Origin of the sequence: Desulfuromonas sp. (assembly GCF_002868845.1) — a bacterium.
In the GTDB taxonomy this organism is placed as follows: domain Bacteria; phylum Desulfobacterota; class Desulfuromonadia; order Desulfuromonadales; family BM501; genus BM501.
This window is the reverse complement of the sequence record NZ_PKUB01000004.1, coordinates 21,641-40,329: the sequence shown is the minus strand read 5'-3', so window position 1 is coordinate 40,329 and position 18,689 is coordinate 21,641. Positions and strand designations below refer to the sequence as shown.

The following is an 18,689-nucleotide window of genomic DNA, read 5'->3' as shown; positions in this document are numbered from 1 at the left end:
AGACAAGACCACCTTATCAGGAATACCGCAAAAGAAAAGCCCCCGAAGGCTGACCCGTCCCACCTCTTAACGACCACACAAAAATCAACAATTCAAAACACTTAAGACTCCCCCCCCGCAACCGAGGGAGCGGGCCCTTATTTGCGCCTTCGAGCGAACCGGGTCGGCTCGGCCCGCCAGGGGTCGTCGGGCCAGGGATGCTTGGGATAGCGCCCCTTGAGCTCCTTCTTCACCTCGGGATAGACGCTGTTCCAGAAGTTGCCGAGGTCCTGGGTGACCTGGATGGGCCTGCGGGCGGGGGAGAGAAGGTGAAGAAGAACGGCGACCCGGCCCCGGGCCGCCCGCGGGGTCTCGGCGAGGCCGAAAAGCTCCTGGAGCTTGACCGCAAGGACCGGCGGGCCCTCGGAGGCGTAGTCGAGCCGGATTTTCGAGCCGCTGGGTACGGCGAGCCGCTCGGGGGCGAGGCCATCGAGCTGCCTCTGGCGGTTCCAGTCGAGCAGGGAGCGCAGGGGGGGAAGAAGATCGAGCCGCCGCAGGTCGGCCCGCTTTCTGACCCGGTCAAGGAAGGGGCCGAGCCATTGCTCCAGTGAACTCAGGAGGTCGGCCTCTCCGAGCTCCGGCCAGCCCTCTTCGGGAAAGGCCCGGCCTGCGAAACGGATCCGCTCGAGGTACTGGCGCGCCTCGGGGCTCCAGTTCAGCATGTCGAGGCCGCCCCGGCGGATCGCCTCGATCAGCGCCTCCCTCACCTCTTCGGGCTCGGCGCCGACCGGCCGGCTGTTGAGAACCAGCGCCCCCAGGACCCGCTCCTCCCGGGCGGCCACCTGGCCCTGTCGGTCGTCCCAGGCCACTCTCCGCCGCCAGGCGAGGCCGTCGCCGGCCAGGGCCTCCAGATCGTCCATCTCGATGGCGCTGGCCATGTGGATCAGGGCCTCGCCGCCGGGTCCGCCCTGAAGGTCCACGGCCACGACCAGGGAGCGACCGACGACCCCGGAGCGCGGCGAGAGCCGGCCCCCCTGCCCTCCGCAGAGCAGGTAGCGACCATCCCGGCCCTCGCGCGCGAGAGCGATGCGGTCGGGGAAGGCCACCCCCAGAAGGCGCCCCACCTCCCGGGCCGTCCCACCCCCGGCACGGCCCCGGCAGGCCGTCTTGCGCCGCCAGAAGCGGGCCGCCCGCTCGACCGCGCGGCAGGCGCCCGGATCGGCCCCTTCGACCGCCCGGCCGTCCCGGCGCCAGCGCTCCAGAGCCTCCAGGCGCTCCAGAAGGTCGCTGTCGCCTGCGAGGCGGGGCCGCCACTCCCTTCGAAAAAGATCCCGCTCGCCCAGCAGGGCGGCCAGGTCGCAGGCCAGAGCGAGGGCATTGCGCCTGCGCCCCTCCACCAGCAGGCGGGCCAGGCGCGGATGGGCCGGCAGAAGCGCCATCTCCCCGCCCAGGACGGTCGGGAGATCTCCTTCGTCGAGGGCTCCGAGCAGGCGCAGAAGCTGCCTCGCACCGGCCAGGGCCCCCGGCGGCGGGGGTTCGAGCCAGGACAGGCTCTCGGGGTCCCTGACCCCCCACCGGGCCAGCTCCAGGGCCAGGGGGGCGAGATCCGATTGGCGGATCTCGGGCGGGCTGAAAGGGAGCAGGCTCCCCTGGGTCCCCTCGCTCCAGAGGCGGTAGCAGGTCCCGGGGCCGAGGCGCCCGGCGCGGCAGGTCCGCTGGTCGGCGCTGGCCCCGGATATCCGCATCGTCTCGAGAGTGGTCGTTCCCCGGGCCGGGTCGAAACGGGGCCGGCGCTCGAGCCCGCTGTCGACCACCACCCGCACCCCCTCGATGGTCAGGCTCGTCTCGGCGATATTGGTCGCCAGCACCACCCGTCGCAGATTGCCCGGCAGGATCGCCCGCTCCTGCTCGGCAAAGGGGAGGTCTCCGAAGAGGGGCGCCACCCTCACCCCCGAACCGAGATCGCCGAGAAGATCGCGGCAGCGGCGGATTTCCCCGGCGCCGGGAAGAAAAACGAGCAGGTCCCCTTGCGTCTCACGCAGGGCCCTGCGCACGGCCGCGGCCGTCCACTCGGCCGGGTGGCCCTGCGGATCCCGCGGCGCGTAGCGCACCTCCACCGGGTGACTGCGCCCCGCGCTGGTCACGAGGGGACAGCCCCCGAGAAGTTCGGCGACCGGCGCGGCGTCCAGGGTGGCGGACATGACCAGTATCTTGAGGTCCTCCCGCAGGCCCTGCTGAGCGTCGCGACACAGGGCCAGGGCGAGATCCGAATGAAGTCCCCGCTCGTGAAACTCGTCGAAAATCACCAGGCCGACGCCGGACAGTTCCGGATCGCTCTGCAGGCGGCGGGTGAGAATCCCCTCGGTGACCACCTCGATGCGGGTCGCGCGCGAGACCTTCCGGTCGAAACGGATGACGTAGCCGACACTCTCTCCGACCGCCTCGCCGCGCAGGGAGGCCATGTAGCGGGCGGCGTTGGTGGCCGCCAAGCGGCGCGGCTCGAGCATGAGAATGCCCCGGCCTGCCAGCCACGGCTCATCGAGGAGGGCCAGCGGCACCCGGGTTGTCTTGCCGGCCCCGGGAGGAGCCTGGAGGACCGCCGCGCCGCCGGAGGCCAGGGCGCGCCTCAGCGGTGACAGGACTGCATCGATGGGAAGCGAAGGAGAGGTCATGGAAGGGCTGTCAGAAAGTCTCTTTCGGGCTCGTTTTCGCTGCTGCGGAGCGTGTCGGAGCCAGGCGAACCCGCCGGGACCCGTGCGAATCCGGGCGGGGGGGGCTTCGTGAAGCATGGAACTCGCTGCCCTTTACCGGGGCAAGTCCCGAAAACGCGCCGCCGCGGCCGGAATCTGCTCCTCGCGGATGTTACCGAAGGCCAGCCGCAGGAAACCCTCGAGGCCGGGCCCGAAAGCGGCCCCCGGCAGGCAGGCGATGTTGGCCTCGTCAGCGAGGCGGCGGGCCGCCGACCGGCTCGTCTCTCCCTCCCAGGGGTGCGTGACCCAGGCGAAGAAGCCGCCGCTGGCGGCCAGCCCGAAGGGGTTGCCCGGCCGGAGGAATTCTTCCCGGAAGCGCTGGTGGCGGCGCTGCATAACGGCCCGCTTCGATGCGACCCAGCCGTCCAGGGCGTCGCACCCGTAGCGCAGCGCCTCCTGGGTAATGCGGGGCTGGCAGACCGCCATGGTGTCCTGGACCTTCAGCGCCTGGCGGATGAACCCCTCGGATGCGACCAGGGCCCCGGCCCGAAAGCCGGTCAGGGCATAGGTCTTGCCGAAGGAGGCCAGGTGAACGAAATGGCCTGTCCAGGCCGGGTCGGAGAAAAGCCCGTGGGACGGCCCGTCGATAAAGGCGTTGTAGGTTTCGTCCAGGACCAGGGCGATGTTCTTCTCCCGCGCCAGTTCGAAAATGCGGCGCAGGGTCGCCGGGGCGAGGACGGCCCCTGTGGGGTTGCTGGGGGAGACGAGCAGGATCGCCCGGGTCCGGGGAGTGACGAGCTTTGCCAGGGCCTCCGCTTCGGATAGCCCGCTCCCGCCGCCGGCCGGGCGGGCATAGACGGGACGGATGCCGAGGGCGCCGAGGGCCATGGGATGGTCGAAATAGGCGGGAAGCTGGACGATTACCTCGTCCCCCTCCCGGCACAGCACGACCATCGCCAGCCAGAAGGCCTGGCTGGCGCCGACGGTCAGGCAGATCTGCCCGCCGGAGGGGCCCGCGCCGTACATTCTGCGGTAGCGGGCGCAGACCGCCTCGCGCACCTCGGGCAGGCCCTCGTCGGGAGTGTATTTCGAGACCAGCGGGTCGGAGAGCAGCCCCTTGAGGTGGTCGGTCAACTCCGCGGCCGGGGGGTAGTCCGGAACGGCCTGGCACAGATCGACCAGGGGCCTGTCCTCCGGGAAGACCCTTCCTGCGAGCCAGCCCTTGACTTCGGAGATGGGGGGGAAAGGGAGCTGCGCGACCCGGGCGGAGACAGGGAACTTCATCGCATTCCTTCGTGAAGAGCTATCCCGCCTGCGCCGGCGGGAGGTTCAGGTCAGGCCGCTCGGATGATCTCCACCAGCAGTTCGGCCACGCGGACCATGTCCTTGACCGCCACGGACTCTCCGGTGGTGTGGACGCCGGTCATCCCGGTGCCGAGAATCACCGTCTCGATCCCAAAGCCGTTGAAGATGTTGGCGTCGCTGCCGCCTCCGGCCACCTCCACCGCCACGCCGCGCCCGAGGGCGGCCGAGGCCTCCTCCACCAGGCGGATGATCCCCGCATCGCGGGGGACGGCCATCCGGGGGTAGTCGGCCAGAACCTCGGCTGTCACCTCGGGGCGCACGGCGGTCCCGTCGATGGTGCGTTCGAAGGCGCTGGCCGCCTCCTCCAGGCAGGCGACCATGGCCCGGGTCTGGGTCTCGAGCATGGCCGGGTCGTGGCTGCGCGCCTCGCCCTCCAGAACTACCGTCCGCGGCACGATGTTGGTTGCCAAACCGCCCTGAATGATACCGATGTTGGCGGTGGTCTCGGGGTCGATGCGCCCCAGGGGCATGCGGTCGATGGCCCGAGCCGCCACCTCGATCGCGGAAATCCCCGCCTCGGGCGCGATGCCCGCATGGGCCTCGCGTCCGGTGATGGTGAAACGGAGCTTATTGGCGCAGGGGGCGCGGTAGACGACCAGGTCGACCCCCGCGGTGTCGAGGGCCAGGCCCCGGCGGGAGCGGAGTCTTTCGGGGTCGAGGGCCTTGGCCCCGAGCAGGCCGACCTCCTCGCAGACCGTAACCACGATCTCGATCGGACCGTGGGCGATCCCCTGCTCACGAACCACCTCGAGGGCCTCGATGATCTCGGCGATGCCGGCCTTGTCGTCGGCCCCCAGCACCGTCTCCCCGGCGCTGGTAAAGACCCCTTTTCTCAGAACCGGCCTCACACCGTCGGCGGGACTGACCGTGTCCATGTGCACCGCGAGAAGCAGGGGCTCGGCCGACGGTTTGGATCCGGCAAGGCGGCCGATCAGGTTGCCGGCTTCGCTCCCGGTGCGGTCTCCGGCATCGTCTTCGGCAACCTCCGCACCCAGGCGGCGCAGGCGCTCTGCCAGGTAGCGGGAGAGCTCCCCTTCCCGGAAGGAGGGACTGGCAATAGACGCCAGGCGGGCGAACTCCCCTGACAGACGCTCCGTATTGATCATGAACCTCTCCCATCACGAAACATTATGACTTCGAAGGCCGCCGCCCGCCCCGAAAAGCCGTTCAACGACTCCAACCAGCGACAGATTTCCCTTGTGTATACTGGTCCTTTTCCTACTTTGCAACAAAATTGCCTCCCGGCCCGGCGGAAAGCGCCCCTCCCCCCCCGCGGGAAACCGCTTCGGGGCCGAGACAACCTCTGGACAAAAGGAGCAGGAAGCTGGTAACATGCGGCGATTGTGAACTGTTTTGTCAAACCGCAAGAATGAGGGGCCCCCGGTCTCCCGGCGAATGCTCCGGCACGGAATATACCTGTGAATTTCGACTTCAATCCCCCAAGCAAGTCCGCGGCCAAAGCCCGCCTCGTCCGTTGGCGGATTCCCCTGGCCGCGGCCGTGCTGATCCTGGCATGCGTGACGCCCTTGCTCTTCGATCGCCCTTCGCCCCCCGCCACGGAGGCCGGCACGGTCCCACTGACGATGGAGCCGGCTGCCCCGCCGGCCCCCGAGATCCGCCGGGAGGCCATCGAGGGAACGATCAACCCCGGCGACACCCTGACCGCCCTGCTGGGAGGCTACCTGACCCCCCAGGAGCTGCACGACCTGAACCAGAAGAGCCGCAAGATTTTCCCCCTGACCGGCATCTGTGCGGGCCAGCCCTACACGCTCTGTCTGGAGGACGGGGCCTTTGACCGCTTCGAGTACGACATCGACCGGGAAGACCAGCTGATTATCAGCAACGAGGGGGAGGACCTGAGCGTCTCCCGAATCCCCATCGAGTATAGCGTGGAGACCGAGTTGGTCGGCGCCACCATCGACACCAGCCTTTTCGAGGCGGTCGCCGAAACCGGCGAGAACGCCGAACTGGCCATGGCCCTGGCCGACATCTTCGCCTGGGACGTGGACTTCATCCGCGACATCCGCAAGGGCGACTCGTTCCTCGCCCTCGTGGAGAAGCGCTTTCGGGAGGGGGAACCGGCCGGCTACGGACAGGTCCTCGCGGCGCAGTTCACCAACCAGGGGACCCCCTTCAAGGCCTTCCTGTTCAAGGACGGCGACCGCCCCGTTTCCTACTACGACGAACAGGGCAGAAGCCTGCGCAAGGCCTTCCTGAAGGCCCCCCTGTCCTATTCGCGCATTTCCTCCGGCTTCACCCTGCGGCGCTTTCACCCCATCACCAAGACCTGGAAGGCCCACCCGGCCATCGACTACGCCGCCTCTCCCGGGACCCCCATCAAGACCGTCGGCGACGGGACGATCATCAAGATCGGCTATACCAAGTACAACGGCAACTTCGTCAAGGTCCGCCACAACAACTCCTTCGAGACCCTTTACCTGCACATGAAGGGGTTCGCCAAGGGGATGCGCAAGGGGAAGAAGGTCCGGCAGGGCCAGACGATCGGCTACGTGGGCAGCACCGGCCTCGCCACCGGCCCGCACCTCTGCTTCCGGATGTACAAGAACGGCTCGCCGGTCAACCCCAACCGGGTCAAGATGGCCGCGGCCCCGCCGATCTCCAAGGAGCACATGGCCGAGTTCAAGACGGCGATCACTCCTCTGCTGGCGCGCCTGGAAGGGCGCGAAGAGGATACCCGGGTCGCCGCCTCCATGGCCTCCGGGCCGGGGAAGCTCGAGCTTTCCGATTAACCCTGGCGGCGCGGCCCTTCCCCACTGGACAATTGCCCAAAAAGACTTAACCTTTTTGAGGCCGGACGCACCCTCGCAGGCCGCCCCCACGGGCGGCAGCCAGGTCCGGCCTCCAGGTTCGCGGAGGTTCTCATGCCTATCAAACTCGGAGAACTGCTGATTCGGGAAAAGCTCCTGACCTCCACCCAGGTCGAGGAGGCCCTGAAATACCAGGTCATTTTCGGAGGCCGGCTCGGCACCAACCTGATCGAAATGGATCTGCTCGAAGAGGGTGAAATCGCCCGGGTGCTGAGCAAGAAGATGGGGGTTCCCTTCGTCGATCCACCGAACCGACTGATGAAGATTCCGGAACAGACCCTCCAGAGGGTTCCCAAGGAGATGGCCCGGAAGCACAAGGTCATCCACCTGCGCCTTGACAACCGCAGGCTCTACCTGGCCATGGCCGACCCCTCGGACCTCAAGGCCATCGACGAAATCGCCTTTCGCACGGGCTACGTCATCCGGCCCGTGGTGGTCCCCGAGATCAGGCTGATCCTGGCCCTGGAGAAGCACTACCAGGTCGAGCGAAAGCGCCGCTACATCCAGACGACGAGCAAGGTGGGGGGACAAAAGAGCAGCCCGGGCTCCGGCGCAGGCAGCGCCCCGCTCGAAGAGGCGGCGAGCGAACTGGGGCAGACCCCTGCGGGACCGCAGTTCAAGCCTCTCTGGGAAGATTCGGGACCGGAAGAGGAGATGCCCGGATTGGCGGAAGCCCCCCCCGAGCCGCTTCCCTCGCTCTCCAGCCCGGCGCAGGGTTCTCCCGTTGCCGCAGAGGCGGCTCCGGCCGCAGAACGGCCCCAGAACCTGGAGTCCGTGGCGGAGCAGATGGCCGAGGCCCGCGACCGGGACGATATCACCGAGGCCCTGGCCGGCTACCTCGGCCGGGAGTTTTCCCGCGGGGCCCTGTTCCTGGTCCGCGGGGCTGCGGCCAGCGGCTGGAAGGCCACCAAGAACGGACGGCCCGTTGCCGGCTTCGACCAAGTCGAGATGCCCCTGGAAGAGCCTTCCCTGCTCCAGACCGTTGCCACAAGCAAGGCCTTCTATCTCGGGCCGGTCACCCCATCCCCCCTGAACTCCATGCTCCTTCAGCAGTTCGGAGGAAAAATGCCCGAGGCGGCCCTGCTCGTCCCGGTCACCTTGATGGGCCGGATCGTCGCTATCCTCTACGTGGACGGCGGCAACAGCGAACTGAGCGGACGCCTGCTCGACCTGCAACGGATCGCCACCAAGGCGGCCATGGCCTACGAAATCCTGATCCTCCGCACCAAGATTCTGAGCTCGTAACCCCGGGCCGCTTTATTCGGCAGGCCCGACCGGAGTCCGCCATGAAAAGATTCCTCGCCGTCTCTGCCGCCCTTCTGTTTCTGGCAGGCTGTTGCGCCCCTGCCGGCTCGGAAACCCGGCCCGCCCAATCGCTGACGAACCAATCAATTCTGGAAATTACCGGGACGGTCGTCTTCCTTCAAATGGAGGGGGGATTTTTCGGCATCCTCGGCGATGACGGCATGCGGTACGACCCGGTCGATCTGCCCGCCGAACTGCGCCGGGACGGAAAAAAGGTCCGGCTGAGGGTTCGCCCGATGGAAAAAACCATCGGCTTCCACATGTGGGGCAGGAAGGTCGAGATCCTTCAGGCCGAGCCCCTATGAACGCAACCCTATCGCCAGGCCTTTAGCCGCCGTGAACTACCTGGTCCACCTCTACCTGTCCGATCCGACCCCCGAATGCCTGCTCGGCACCCTCATGGGCGATTTTGTCAAGGGCCGGATCGGCGAGAGCTTCGCGCCGGGGGTCAGGCGCGGCATCGTGCTTCACCGCAAGGTGGACGTCTTCGCCGAATCCCACCCCGCCTTTCGATCCAGCAAGGGCCGGATTTGCGACTCCTACGGCTATTTTCGGGGCATCCTGGTGGACATCTTCTATGACCACTTCATGGCCCGGAACTGGGAGCGCTACGGCTCGGAGCCCCTGCCCGAATTCGCCCGGCGCGTCTACGCCGTTCTCGAGAATCACGCCGGAAGCCTTCCGGCTCCGATGAAGAGCACGGCCTCGGCCATGATTGCCCACAACTGGCTCGTTTCCTACAGAGAGATGGATGTTATCGGAAGGGTTCTGGAGCGGGTATCCTCGCGGCTGCGGCGTCCGAACCCGCTCGGCCTGGGGTTGGCGGAGCTGGAGAAAAACTATGCCGGACTGGAGGATGATTTCAGGGCCTTCCTGCCGGAGGCCCAAGACTTCGTACGGTGCTTTCCCCACGAGGGTTAAATATCGTCCCCCGCCTCCCGGGCTTCGCCGGAGAGCTGAAATTTCTTCATGAAGCGACGGTCGATCCAGTCCTTGAACAGGCAGGCGGGATGACCGTCCCACACCCAGCCCTTGCGGCGCAGGATACCCCGGCCGTCCCCCAGGTTAAAGATGAGCATGTAATCCTTCTGCGGCCGAAACGGCCTGAGTGCTCCCCCACCGAGGGCGGCCCGCAGGTTGTGGAAGAGGATGGGGTTCTGGCGCACGGCGTAGACCCCGACCCGGGCCAGGGGACGGGGCTGAAAATGGATGCAGTCGCCGCCGCCAAAAATTTCCGGGAAAGCGACGCTCTGCAGATAATCGTTGACCAGCAACCCCCCGTCGGGCCCGACCGGAAGCCCGGATGTTCCGAACAGAGAGGGAGGCCGGATGCCGGCGGCGAGGATCGCGATGTCACACGGCACGGTCGAGCCGCCCGACAGGAGAGCCTGCCCCCCGGCGACCTTCAGAACCCGCTCTCCCTCCAGAAACCGGATGCCGCGGGCGGCCAGGGAGTTTCTGGCCAGGGTCCCGGCCCGGGGAGGAAAGCCGTACAGCAGCCCGTGGGCGGAGGCCAGAGTGATGCCGAGCCGCCCCCGTCCAGCCTGGCCGAGGCGCCAGAGATTTCCCGCGACCTCCAATCCCGCCGGGCCCCCTCCTACCACCACCAGACGAAGGGGCCCTTGCGCCAGCCCCTCCAAAATGCGCCGCCGAGCCGCCGGAAGGTTGGTGATCGGCTTGACCGGGACGACGGCTTCTCCGGCCGCCTCCAGCCGGTCGGCGACCACCTCGCTTCCGACGTTGAAGGAGACAACGTCATAGCCCAACTCTTCGCCGGAAGCCAGCCTCACGGTGCGCCGCTCCGGGTCGATCCCCACCGCCTCGCCCTTGAGAAAAACCCCGCCCCGCTCCTGTACCATCCGCCGAAGGTGAAAACGGGCCTGTGCCGGCCGGTAAGTCCCGGCCAGGACTCCGGGGCCCATGCCCGAATAATAGTGGTAGTCCCCGGGGCTGACGAGAATCGCCCGGTGCCCCCCTCTGACCACCTTTTTCAGCCCGGCGAGGACACTCAGATGGGCGTGCCCGCCTCCGACAAGGAGCAGGACTTTTGCCATGATCTACCTATCTGCCGGAGAGCCTCGATGGTGCAGGTCGGCCCCGGCGCCGGACGAAGCGGCGAGTTCGAATTTGGTGCCGCGAAACGGGTGCGGCGCAATCGGCCGGCCCTCAGGAGAAGCTGCCCCGGCGTTTTTTGCGGGACACCTTTCCGACCACCCAGCCGATGAAAAAGACCCCGCCTCCGGCCAGGAACCATTTGATCATGCCGGTGCGCAAAAGGGTTTCGTTTTCCGACCGAAGGCTTTGGGCCTCGACCTGCAGGCGGGTGTTTTCCGTTTCGAGGCTGTCACGCTCCTCGGATATCCGGACCACGTCGGCTGATTTTCGCTGAAGGGCTTCGAACTGCTCCCGAAGAGTCCCCAGGTCCTTTTCCTTCTGCCCCAGGCTCTGCTCGAGACCCTTCGCCCGCGCTCCGGAGTCCCGGCTCTGTGCGGTCAGCTCGTCCCCGCGCTGCCGGGCCTTGGCCAATTCGTCCTTCAGGCGCTGCTGTTCCTTCTCCAGCCGTGAGATGACCTTCGACTTGGGGGTTTCCCTGCTCAAGTACTGCTTGAGCACATAGCCCTCTTCTCCGCCCCGGGCGCGAACCTTCAGGTACCGTTCACCCTCCTCGAGCACTTCGACGGGGTCACCGGTCTTGAGGGACTTGAGGATTTTGTACTGAGTCCCCTTGCCCTGACGCAGAGTAATGACCAACTGGTCGGAGACATAGAGCGTGTCCGCAGCGGCGGGCACCGCCGGGGCTGCGAACACGCACACGAGCAGACAGCAGAGGCCCAACAGGTAGTTAATCTTTCCCCCCTCGTAAATGTATTTCTCATTACATTACCACAACTTCTCATTATATGGGCACGCTAAAAATGGCCCCCGCTTATCGCACTTCAAACCCGAAACGGTCCTGCAGAATGCCCCGCTCCGTCACCGCTTCGGTCTCCACCAGGTAGGCTCCGGCCTCCTTGCAGAAAATCCCGGCCCCATACCCCCCGTCTAAAGGCAGGGCCCTTGCCTGCAGACGGGTCTCGTCCGGACCCACCACGATGTACCGGACCGCGGCATTGGCCACGCCGACTCCGCCGGGGTCTGTGATGACGAGCATCAACTCCGGGCTGGCTCCGGGCCGACTTCCGTAGACCGCCCGGGAATGGGCGATGCGGTACTCGAACCGGTATCCGTCAACCAGGGAGGTGTGGATTCCGACCGAAGAGACTCCCCCGGCCCGGGGCTGCCCCGCCTGCCCCCCCCGGAGGGGATGGGCGAAGGCGACGAGCACGCTGGCCAGAGCACAGAGCAGAACCAATCCGAGACGAACACCTGGACTCATGGCAATCTCCTTTTCAGCATATCAGGACGCGATTCCGCTCCAAGTCGGGGATGATCGCAACCGGCCGCATTCCGGCCGAATGAAAGCCTGTGGAGCAACCTGCATGCCAGAAGCCCTTCGGCCGGTCTCCGGAGGCCGTCCGGGCTCCGAAGACCGGCCTCCAGAGGCCAAAAAATCGGAAAAGTGTCCCCAAATGGCGACGCAACAACGAACACTCGGCAGAAATTGCAGAAAGGACCGGCAACAAGGGGCGAGCGGGGGACCTTCTGAAGGGACGGTGAGAATGTCGCCGTCAAGCGACAGCGCAAAGGGGGGAGACGGGAAAAGGCGGTCAGGATTTGAACATGCTGGGAACGATGTGATGGCGCTGCAGAAGCTTGTAGAAGTCGGTCCGGTTGCGCTTGGCAAGGCGCGCGGCCTGGGTCACGTTCCCCCCGGTGATCTTCAGCAGCCGCACCAGGTATTCCTGCTCGAAATTGCGACGGGCCTCGGCAAAAGAGGGAACCTTTTCCTGGTTTTCCCGAATGGCGCTGGAGAGGAGGTCGGCCGGGATGACCGGGGTTGTGGCCAGAGCCACGGCCTGCTCCACGGCGTTGAGCAGTTGGCGGATATTGCCGGGCCACTGGGCCGCCATCAGTTCCTCCATGGCCTCGGAAGAAAACCGGTTGACCTTTTTGCCGGTTTTGACCGTCAGAGAACGCAAAAACTGATCGGCCAGCAGGGGGATGTCCTCCCGCCGCTGGGAAAGTGTGGGAAGTTCGAGCGAGACGACATTGAGCCGGTAGAAGAGGTCTTCGCGAAAATTGCCGTTGACAATCTCCGACTCAAGGTCCCTGTGGGTCGCCGAAATGATGCGCGCATCGATGGGAAAAGCCTTGGTGGCCCCGATGGGGCGCACCTGTTTCTCCTGCAGTACCCGCAGCAGCTTGACCTGGAGAGCGAGGGGCATGTCGCCGATCTCGTCCAGAAAGAGGGTCCCCTCGTGGGCCGACTTGAAGAGCCCCGGGTAATCCTTGACCGCCCCGGAAAAAGACCCCTTGGTGTGGCCGAACAGTTCCGATTCGAGAAGGGCATCGGGAATGGCGCCACAGTTCACGGCCACGAAGGGCCCCGAGGCGCGGTGGCTGGCCCGGTGAATCGCCCGGGCGAAAAGCTCTTTGCCGGTTCCGCTCTCCCCGCGGATAAGGATGCTCGAGTCGCTCTCCGCGGCCAGTTTCGCACGGCTCAGGAGCTTTTCCATGACCGGGCTCCGGGTCTGGATCTCCCGCCGCCAGAGCCCCTCCGGCCCGGATCCCTCGCCCCCCTCCCCCGCCGCTGTCAGGTTGAAGGCCTTCCCGATCTCGCGAAGCAGGCCCTTACTGTCAACCGGCTTGGTCAGGAAGGAGAAGACCCCGCGCTTGGTGGCGGCCACGGCCTCCGGAATCGAGCCGTGGGCGGTGAGAATGATGACCGGGATGGAGGTGTTCGACGTGCGGATGGCATCGAAGAGGGCCATGCCGTCCATGCCCTCCATGCGCAGGTCGGAGATAACGACGTGGGGGTGGGCGACGGGAAAGAGCCCGAGGGCCTCCTCCCCGCTCTCGGCGCAGATCACCTCGTAGCCGGCGCTCTGCAGACGCATGGACAAAAGACGCAGCAGGTCCTGATCGTCGTCGACCAGAAGGATGCGTTTCGCTTCAGCGGACATGATACTCCCGTCTATTGAGACACTCCTCTCCGCTCGCGGTCGGTGAGGATGTCCTCGATGGCCTTGAGTTCCTTCAACTGGCGGGACAGCTCCCTGGTATGCTCCCGCTCCTGCTCCAGGGTGCGTTCCAGCTCGTCGAGGCTCCCCAGCTTCTCGATCAAGACCCGGTTTTGCCTTTTGAAGCGAACCCGTTCCGCGTCGGCCCGCAAATGGTCGGCAGCGAGCAGGACGAGCAGACCGGCCAGGCCGTCCATGCCATCCTTCTCGACGGACCCGCCGCCGGGATAGCCTTCCAACAACTGCAAGGAGTATTCCCGATCACTGAAAGACTTGCCCGGAAGAAGGGCCAGGCAGGCCAGGATGAGCCGGTCCCCGGGTGCCCCGTTCTCCTCGAACGAAGCCCGGTACCGGTCGTACTCCCTCGCCTGCTCCTGCGCGGGCAGCCCCTGAACATACTGCAGAAAGATCAGGACCTCTTCAGCCCCCGAAGGGGCCGGGGCCGCCTTTTCGACAGCACCGAAGTCGAAGGGATGGAGGTTTTCCAGGCGCGCGCAGCCTGCCCCCAGGGCAATCTGGACCGCGGCCAGCAGCAGCACCATGATCAGGACGCGACGCTTCATGCCTCCTCACCTTTCCGGCAGGGCAGGTTCACCCGAAAATGGGCCCCAAGCTCGCCCTCGTCCATCAGGCGCAGGCTGCCGCCGTGGGCAAAAGCGAATTCCCGGGCAATGGAAAGCCCCAGGCCTGTCCCTTTGAGATGGCCCGGCGAAGGGACCGACCGTCCCTGGTAAAAAGGCTCGAAGACGCTCTCCCGCTCCTCGGGGGGAATGCCCGGGCCCGAGTCGGTCACGTCGAGCAATGCGCGCTCCCCGTCCTTGCCGAGCATGATGGCGATGCGCCCCTCCGGTGGGGTGTACTTCATGGCATTGGAGATAAGGTTGTCGGCCACCGTCTTGAGCTGCTCCCGGTCCCCCAGGACCGTCACGGGGGAAAGGTCCAGGTCGAGCTTCAGGCTCTTTTTGCGAACCACCAGCCGGTAATCGGTCAGCACCCTGCGCACCAGTTCGTCCAGCTCCACGGGAACGGGATTCAGAGGGGCGATCTTCGCGCCGAGCCTGCTGAAGCCCAGAAGGTTCTCGATGAGTTTCTGCAGCTCCTGGCTGTTCTTGTTCAGAATCCGGGTCACCTCCCTCTGCTGACCGTTGAGAGGGCCGACGACCTCGTCGACGAGCAGCTCGGCTCCTTCGCGGATGGACGCCAGGGGCGTCTTCAGCTCGTGGGAGACCTGGGCCACGAACTTGCTCTTGGCCCGTTCCAGATCGCCCAGTTGCTTGCCCAGCCAGTCCAGCCTCTCGCCGAGAAATTCCAGGTCCCGCGGCCCCGCGACCCGGGCCGGAGAGGAGAAATCCCCCTCCCCGAGGCGGCGAATCGCCCTGTCGATCTGCTGGATAGGCCGGGAGATCAGATGAGTGAAGATGGACACGAACAGCACCGCCAGGGGAACGAGGGCCGCCGCCTGCCACAGAAGTACCTGCTGGGCCCTTTCTGTGGCCTTCTGGGTCGCGTCGACCTCGCGCACGATGAGGTCGAAGCTCTCGGTGTAGGCCGTGTTGGCCAGGGAATGAAGTTCGGCGAAACTCTGCAGCGAGGCCTTCTGCCGTTCGGAGCCGCGCGGCTCGTTACGGAGAGTCTCCACCGCCCGGCGTTCGCCGGCCTGCAGGGCCTCCAGGCGTTTGACCTGGCTCTTCGCGAGGGGAATGGCGAGAAGGTGGGCCATGGTCCTCTCGATTTCGCGGTGGATGGCGGAGACGTCCTCCATGAGTCCGGGGTCGCCGAGAACGTCGAATTGGCGGGCCTTGCGCTCGAGGTCGAGAATTTTATCGACCAGGATGCGGCCGCTCTGGGTGGCGTTGACCGAGCGGTAAACCGCCTGGGCACTCTGCTTGGCCAGCGTCCCCATGGAGAATTCGGCATGGACCAGGGCCACGATCAGCGGCAGGGAGACGAAGACGAAGCCCAGCAGGACCAGGATCAAAAAGGATTTGGGGCGGTAGAATCGCATAGGCCTCGGCAAGGCTGAGGGGACACAGCCCTGCCGAACGGACCTCAGGAGGCTCAGGGCGGCAGGGGCCAGTCTGTTTCGAATCCGGACGGGAAGAAGGACTCCCGGGTGCGGTTGAAATATCCGTACTGAAGGCGCGGCACCCTGGCCTTGACCCCGTCCATCATCGCCTTCATGCCGATCCCCGCTCCGGCCACTGCCGTGGCCCGCAAGTAGAGCTGCGGATCGATGCTCAGGTTGCGCAGCTGCACCATGTCCACCCCGAATTCCTCCACCAGGCGGACAAGGGCCTCGACCTCCTCGGACTGGTCGCTCACGCCGGGGAAGACGAGGTAGTTGAGCATGATGAACAGGCCGGCTCGGCGGGCCCGACGCAACGACTCGAGAACGTCGCCATAGGTGTAGCCGCGGGGCCGGTAATAGGCGTTGTAGAGTTCCTCCCGCACCGAGTTGAGGGAGAATCGGATCGAATCGACCCCAGCCTCGGCCAATTTGTCCACGGCGTCGGGTATCGACCCGTTGGTATTGAAGTTAATAGTACCACGGGAGGTTGCCTGGCGCATCCGCCGCACCGCGGCGCATGCCGTATCGGCCTGGAGGATCGGGTCGCCCTCGCAGCCCTGGCCGAAGGAGACGATGGCGTTTTCCGCCTTCTGGAGATGGGGCACGGCCACCTCGCAGAGTTCCTCGACGCTGGGGACGAAGGAGAGGCGCTCCTGGCTGGAGGGGCAGCAGTCGGACTCCTGGAGAGAGATACAGCCGAGGCAGCGCGAGTTGCAGGCAGGCGAGATCGGCAGGGGAGCCTCCCAGCGGCTGAAAAAGAGATTTTTGGCGGCGAAGCAGTGATAGTCGACGGCGCAGCGGGCGAGCTGCTCGAGAAGCCGGTTCTCGGGCGCCGCCTTCAGGGCCTTGCGCACCAGTGGGTCGAGGAGGCGGTCATCAAACCGGTCCGGATGCCACTGGTCGCTGCGGTCGACGCGGGCGCCGGCCACGTAGAAGCGCTCCTCCTCCACGCACCACCCGACCGCGGTGTAGGCCCACAGGGGAAGGGTCTCCCCCTGGCTGCGATAGTCAGCGGCAGGGAGCAGGGTGCGGGTGAAGGCCGGGGCCATAAAGGCGGAGACCGCCTGGATCTCCCCGCCGCCCCAGGAGCGGGGCAGCCGCTCGGCGGTGACGAGGCGACGGCGCTTGCGGTCGAAGCCGATGGGGGAGGTGCCGGGGAGGGTGAAGAGGCGGCTGCCCTCCGGCAGGGGAATGAGTTCGTCCTCCCGGGGCAGGCGGGGATCGGGGCCGTTCATCCCCGCCATCAGAAGCTCCGGGTGCTCGAAGACCTCCCCGGAGGCGTCGGCCACAACCGCGAGAATGGTACGTTTCGTTGTCATAAGTTCCCGTTATTCAGAGAGATTCAAACCATCGCAACATACCACAAACGGGGTCGGCAAAGCAATTCAAGCCAAAGAGCGCCCGCCAGAATTTGCTTTTCTCCGAGGGTCCGCTCCGCTATGCTCTGTCCATGCGCACCGTCCTGGCCACCCTCCACAGCAAGTACATCCACCCCAGCCTGGCCCTGCCCTGCCTCGCCGCCTACTGCGGCCGGCAGTGCGGAGAGCTGGCGATACGCGAATACACCGTCCACGAACCGAAACAGAACGTGCTCGCCGACCTGCTGGCCGCCGAACCGGACGTGATCGCCTTCTCGGTCTACCTCTGGAACCGGCGCGAAACCTTCGAACTGGCCGACGCCCTGGCCGTGGCCCGCCCTGGCATCCGAATCGTGCTCGGAGGCCCCGAGGTCTCCTATGATGGGCCGGAGCTGTTCAGCGCCCACCCCGGCGTCTCGGCCATCGTTCGGGGCGAGGGGGAGATCCCCCTGGAGGGCCTGCTCCGCGCCTGGAACCGGGAGGAAGAGCCCTCCGGGGTGCCGCGCCTGGCCTGGCGCCGGGGCGAAGAGGTCGTCGAAGGCCCGGACGGGCCGCCCCTTGAGGATCTCGACGCCCTCCCCTCGCCTTTCGCCTCCGACCTCGCCGACCTTTCCCGGGGCTACGTATATTACGAGAGCAGCCGCGGCTGCCCCTACCGCTGCGCCTTCTGCATGAGCTCGCTCGACGACAATGTCCGCTCCTTCTCCCGGGAGCGGATCGAAAGCGACCTCGGCCGGCTCATGGAGCGGAAGGTCCCCCAGGTGAAGCTGGTGGACCGCACCTTCAACTACGATGCCGACAGGGCGCGGGAGATCTTCGCCTTTATCCTGAAACACAACGACGCCACCCGCTTTCACTTCGAGATCGGCGCCCACCTCCTCGACGGGGCCACGCTGGATTTGCTGAAGACCGTCCCGAAGGGGATGTTCCAGTTCGAGATCGGCGTCCAGTCCCCCCTCCCCGAAACCCTCGACGCCATCGGCCGCCGGGCCTCCCTGGAGCGATTGGAGCAGAACGTGCGGCGCCTGCGGGAAGCGGGCAATATCCACCTGCACCTCGACCTCATCATCGGCCTGCCCGGGGAGGGATACGAGGGGTTTCTCTCCTCGATCGACCGCGTCGCCGCCCTGCACCCCCACCACCTGCAGGTGGAACCGGTCAAACTGCTCCCCGGCTCTCCCCTGCGACTGGACGCCGGGAAGCTCGGCATCCGCTTTGACCCCAACCCGCCCTACGCCGTCCTCGGCACACCCGAACTCAGTTTCGAAGACCTGGAACGCCTGCGCGGTCTCAGCCGCCTGCTCGATCTCACCTACAACAGCGGGTGCTTCCCGAAATTCCTCGGAGAACTGGGAAAGGTCTGCGGTTCTCTGGCAGCCGGCCTGGAGAAACTGGAGTTCTTCTGGCGGGTCGAGGGGCTGTTCCGCCTCCCCCTCTCCCGCCGGGGAGTGTTCGAGAAGATCTGGAAATTCGTGAAAAACGGATTCAGGGACGAGGCCCGCGAATCCCTGCGCGAGCACCTCGGCCGCGACTTCGCTCTCTCGGAGCGGGTCGTCCCCGGCAAGGCCCCGGAATTTCTGGACACCGAACTGACCGAAGAGGAGAAGCGTCTCGTCCGGGAGCGAGTCCGGGAGGAGACCGACCGAATCAAGGGCCGGGGGATCAAGCTGCAGCACTTCGCGGCGGCCTTCGCCCGCCTGCCCGACCTGCCCGGACGCCACGTCCGACTCTTCCTCTACCTCACCCGAAGCGGGAGCGGCCTCGAGGTGCGGGACATCCCCCTCTAGGGTGGTTGGGGCATATGCCCCAGGCACTCAGGCAGCGACAAGTCCCCCTTTCCGAATCGAATCCTCCACACCCCGTTCTCCCCCTCCAGGTGCAAATCCGTTTCCACTCCCCCAGGAGCGAACTGCTTCATACTCCGCCTTTCCCTCGCCACCCCAAAAAGAGCTAAAGGATGCGCCGCCGAAGCCCGA

The 18,689-nt window shown here is 66.1% G+C and carries 15 protein-coding genes; 5 read left to right on the top strand and 10 right to left on the bottom strand.

Annotated elements, in window-relative coordinates; translation table 11 throughout:
• Nucleotides 1-137: 137 nt before the first annotated feature.
• From hrpB to C0617_RS00970, 3 genes are all read right to left on the bottom strand, one after another.
• Nucleotides 138-2,651, bottom strand: coding sequence for an ATP-dependent helicase HrpB (gene hrpB / locus C0617_RS00980; RefSeq protein WP_291315155.1), 2,514 nt, complete (start codon nucleotides 2,649-2,651; stop codon nucleotides 138-140).
• A gap of 132 nt (nucleotides 2,652-2,783) precedes the next feature.
• Entirely contained in the window at nucleotides 2,784-3,953 is a 1,170-nt protein-coding gene (locus tag C0617_RS00975; protein ID WP_291315154.1) for an aminotransferase, read from the bottom strand.
• A 50-nt stretch (nucleotides 3,954-4,003) separates the two neighbouring features.
• On the bottom strand, nucleotides 4,004-5,140 hold the full coding sequence (locus C0617_RS00970) for a M20/M25/M40 family metallo-hydrolase (protein ID WP_291315153.1): 1,137 nt from the start codon (nucleotides 5,138-5,140) through the stop codon (nucleotides 4,004-4,006).
• A 312-nt stretch (nucleotides 5,141-5,452) separates the two neighbouring features.
• Here C0617_RS00970 and C0617_RS00965 point away from each other — a divergent pair, with 312 nt between their 5' ends.
• The 4 genes from C0617_RS00965 to C0617_RS00950 all read left to right on the top strand — a co-directional run bounded on the left by C0617_RS00965 (nucleotide 5,453) and on the right by C0617_RS00950 (nucleotide 9,088).
• Nucleotides 5,453-6,784 (top strand): peptidoglycan DD-metalloendopeptidase family protein, encoded by a 1,332-nt coding sequence (locus tag C0617_RS00965; protein WP_291315152.1) that lies wholly within the window; start codon nucleotides 5,453-5,455, stop codon nucleotides 6,782-6,784.
• Nucleotides 6,785-6,916: 132 nt separating this feature from the next.
• Nucleotides 6,917-8,107 (top strand): hypothetical protein, encoded by a 1,191-nt coding sequence (locus C0617_RS00960; RefSeq protein WP_291315151.1) that lies wholly within the window; start codon nucleotides 6,917-6,919, stop codon nucleotides 8,105-8,107.
• A 41-nt stretch (nucleotides 8,108-8,148) separates the two neighbouring features.
• Nucleotides 8,149-8,472 (top strand): hypothetical protein, encoded by a 324-nt coding sequence (locus C0617_RS00955; protein ID WP_291315150.1) that lies wholly within the window; start codon nucleotides 8,149-8,151, stop codon nucleotides 8,470-8,472.
• Nucleotides 8,473-8,503: 31 nt separating this feature from the next.
• On the top strand, nucleotides 8,504-9,088 hold the full coding sequence (locus C0617_RS00950) for an ACP phosphodiesterase (protein ID WP_291315149.1): 585 nt from the start codon (nucleotides 8,504-8,506) through the stop codon (nucleotides 9,086-9,088).
• Here the strand turns inward: C0617_RS00950 and C0617_RS00945 are convergent.
• The 7 genes from C0617_RS00945 to C0617_RS00915 all read right to left on the bottom strand — a co-directional run bounded on the left by C0617_RS00945 (nucleotide 9,085) and on the right by C0617_RS00915 (nucleotide 16,674).
• The gene (locus C0617_RS00945; protein WP_291315148.1) at nucleotides 9,085-10,221 is read right to left on the bottom strand and encodes an FAD-dependent oxidoreductase; all 1,137 of its coding nucleotides are present in this window, start codon (nucleotides 10,219-10,221) and stop codon (nucleotides 9,085-9,087) included. The two genes, C0617_RS00950 and C0617_RS00945, sit on opposite strands and share 4 nt — an antisense overlap.
• 112 nt (nucleotides 10,222-10,333) lie before the next feature.
• On the bottom strand, nucleotides 10,334-11,002 hold the full coding sequence (locus C0617_RS00940) for a TIGR04211 family SH3 domain-containing protein (protein ID WP_291315147.1): 669 nt from the start codon (nucleotides 11,000-11,002) through the stop codon (nucleotides 10,334-10,336).
• Between the two features lie 91 nt (nucleotides 11,003-11,093).
• The gene (locus C0617_RS00935) at nucleotides 11,094-11,543 is read right to left on the bottom strand and encodes a hypothetical protein (protein ID WP_291315146.1); all 450 of its coding nucleotides are present in this window, start codon (nucleotides 11,541-11,543) and stop codon (nucleotides 11,094-11,096) included.
• A gap of 331 nt (nucleotides 11,544-11,874) precedes the next feature.
• The gene (locus C0617_RS00930; protein WP_291315145.1) at nucleotides 11,875-13,230 is read right to left on the bottom strand and encodes a sigma 54-interacting transcriptional regulator; all 1,356 of its coding nucleotides are present in this window, start codon (nucleotides 13,228-13,230) and stop codon (nucleotides 11,875-11,877) included.
• Nucleotides 13,231-13,241: 11 nt separating this feature from the next.
• Complete coding sequence (locus C0617_RS00925) at nucleotides 13,242-13,850, bottom strand: hypothetical protein (RefSeq protein WP_291315144.1); 609 nt, start codon at nucleotides 13,848-13,850, stop codon at nucleotides 13,242-13,244.
• The gene (locus C0617_RS00920; protein WP_291315143.1) at nucleotides 13,847-15,292 is read right to left on the bottom strand and encodes a sensor histidine kinase; all 1,446 of its coding nucleotides are present in this window, start codon (nucleotides 15,290-15,292) and stop codon (nucleotides 13,847-13,849) included. Before C0617_RS00920 ends, C0617_RS00925 begins: the two co-directional genes overlap by 4 nt.
• Nucleotides 15,293-15,345: 53 nt before the next feature.
• The gene (locus C0617_RS00915) at nucleotides 15,346-16,674 is read right to left on the bottom strand and encodes a radical SAM protein (RefSeq protein WP_291315142.1); all 1,329 of its coding nucleotides are present in this window, start codon (nucleotides 16,672-16,674) and stop codon (nucleotides 15,346-15,348) included.
• Nucleotides 16,675-16,766: 92 nt separating this feature from the next.
• On the opposite strand from C0617_RS00915, the gene C0617_RS00910 reads away from it, so the two are divergent.
• The gene (locus tag C0617_RS00910; protein WP_291315141.1) at nucleotides 16,767-18,500 is read left to right on the top strand and encodes a B12-binding domain-containing radical SAM protein; all 1,734 of its coding nucleotides are present in this window, start codon (nucleotides 16,767-16,769) and stop codon (nucleotides 18,498-18,500) included.
• The last annotated feature ends 189 nt before the right edge of the window (nucleotides 18,501-18,689 follow it).

What these genes read in the sequence shown, in the direction of transcription:
- hrpB (WP_291315155.1), bottom strand. Translation starts at nt 2,651, where the DNA reads ATGACCTCTCCTTCGCTTCCCATCGATGCAGTCCTGTCACCGCTGAGG.
- C0617_RS00975 (WP_291315154.1), bottom strand. Translation starts at nt 3,953, where the DNA reads ATGAAGTTCCCTGTCTCCGCCCGGGTCGCGCAGCTCCCTTTCCCCCCC.
- C0617_RS00970 (WP_291315153.1), bottom strand. Translation starts at nt 5,140, where the DNA reads ATGATCAATACGGAGCGTCTGTCAGGGGAGTTCGCCCGCCTGGCGTCT.
- C0617_RS00960 (WP_291315151.1), top strand. Translation starts at nt 6,917, where the DNA reads ATGCCTATCAAACTCGGAGAACTGCTGATTCGGGAAAAGCTCCTGACC.
- C0617_RS00955 (WP_291315150.1), top strand. Translation starts at nt 8,149, where the DNA reads ATGAAAAGATTCCTCGCCGTCTCTGCCGCCCTTCTGTTTCTGGCAGGC.
- C0617_RS00945 (WP_291315148.1), bottom strand. Translation starts at nt 10,221, where the DNA reads ATGGCAAAAGTCCTGCTCCTTGTCGGAGGCGGGCACGCCCATCTGAGT.
- C0617_RS00935 (WP_291315146.1), bottom strand. Translation starts at nt 11,543, where the DNA reads ATGAGTCCAGGTGTTCGTCTCGGATTGGTTCTGCTCTGTGCTCTGGCC.
- C0617_RS00930 (WP_291315145.1), bottom strand. Translation starts at nt 13,230, where the DNA reads ATGTCCGCTGAAGCGAAACGCATCCTTCTGGTCGACGACGATCAGGAC.
- C0617_RS00925 (WP_291315144.1), bottom strand. Translation starts at nt 13,850, where the DNA reads ATGAAGCGTCGCGTCCTGATCATGGTGCTGCTGCTGGCCGCGGTCCAG.
- C0617_RS00920 (WP_291315143.1), bottom strand. Translation starts at nt 15,292, where the DNA reads ATGCGATTCTACCGCCCCAAATCCTTTTTGATCCTGGTCCTGCTGGGC.
- C0617_RS00915 (WP_291315142.1), bottom strand. Translation starts at nt 16,674, where the DNA reads ATGACAACGAAACGTACCATTCTCGCGGTTGTGGCCGACGCCTCCGGG.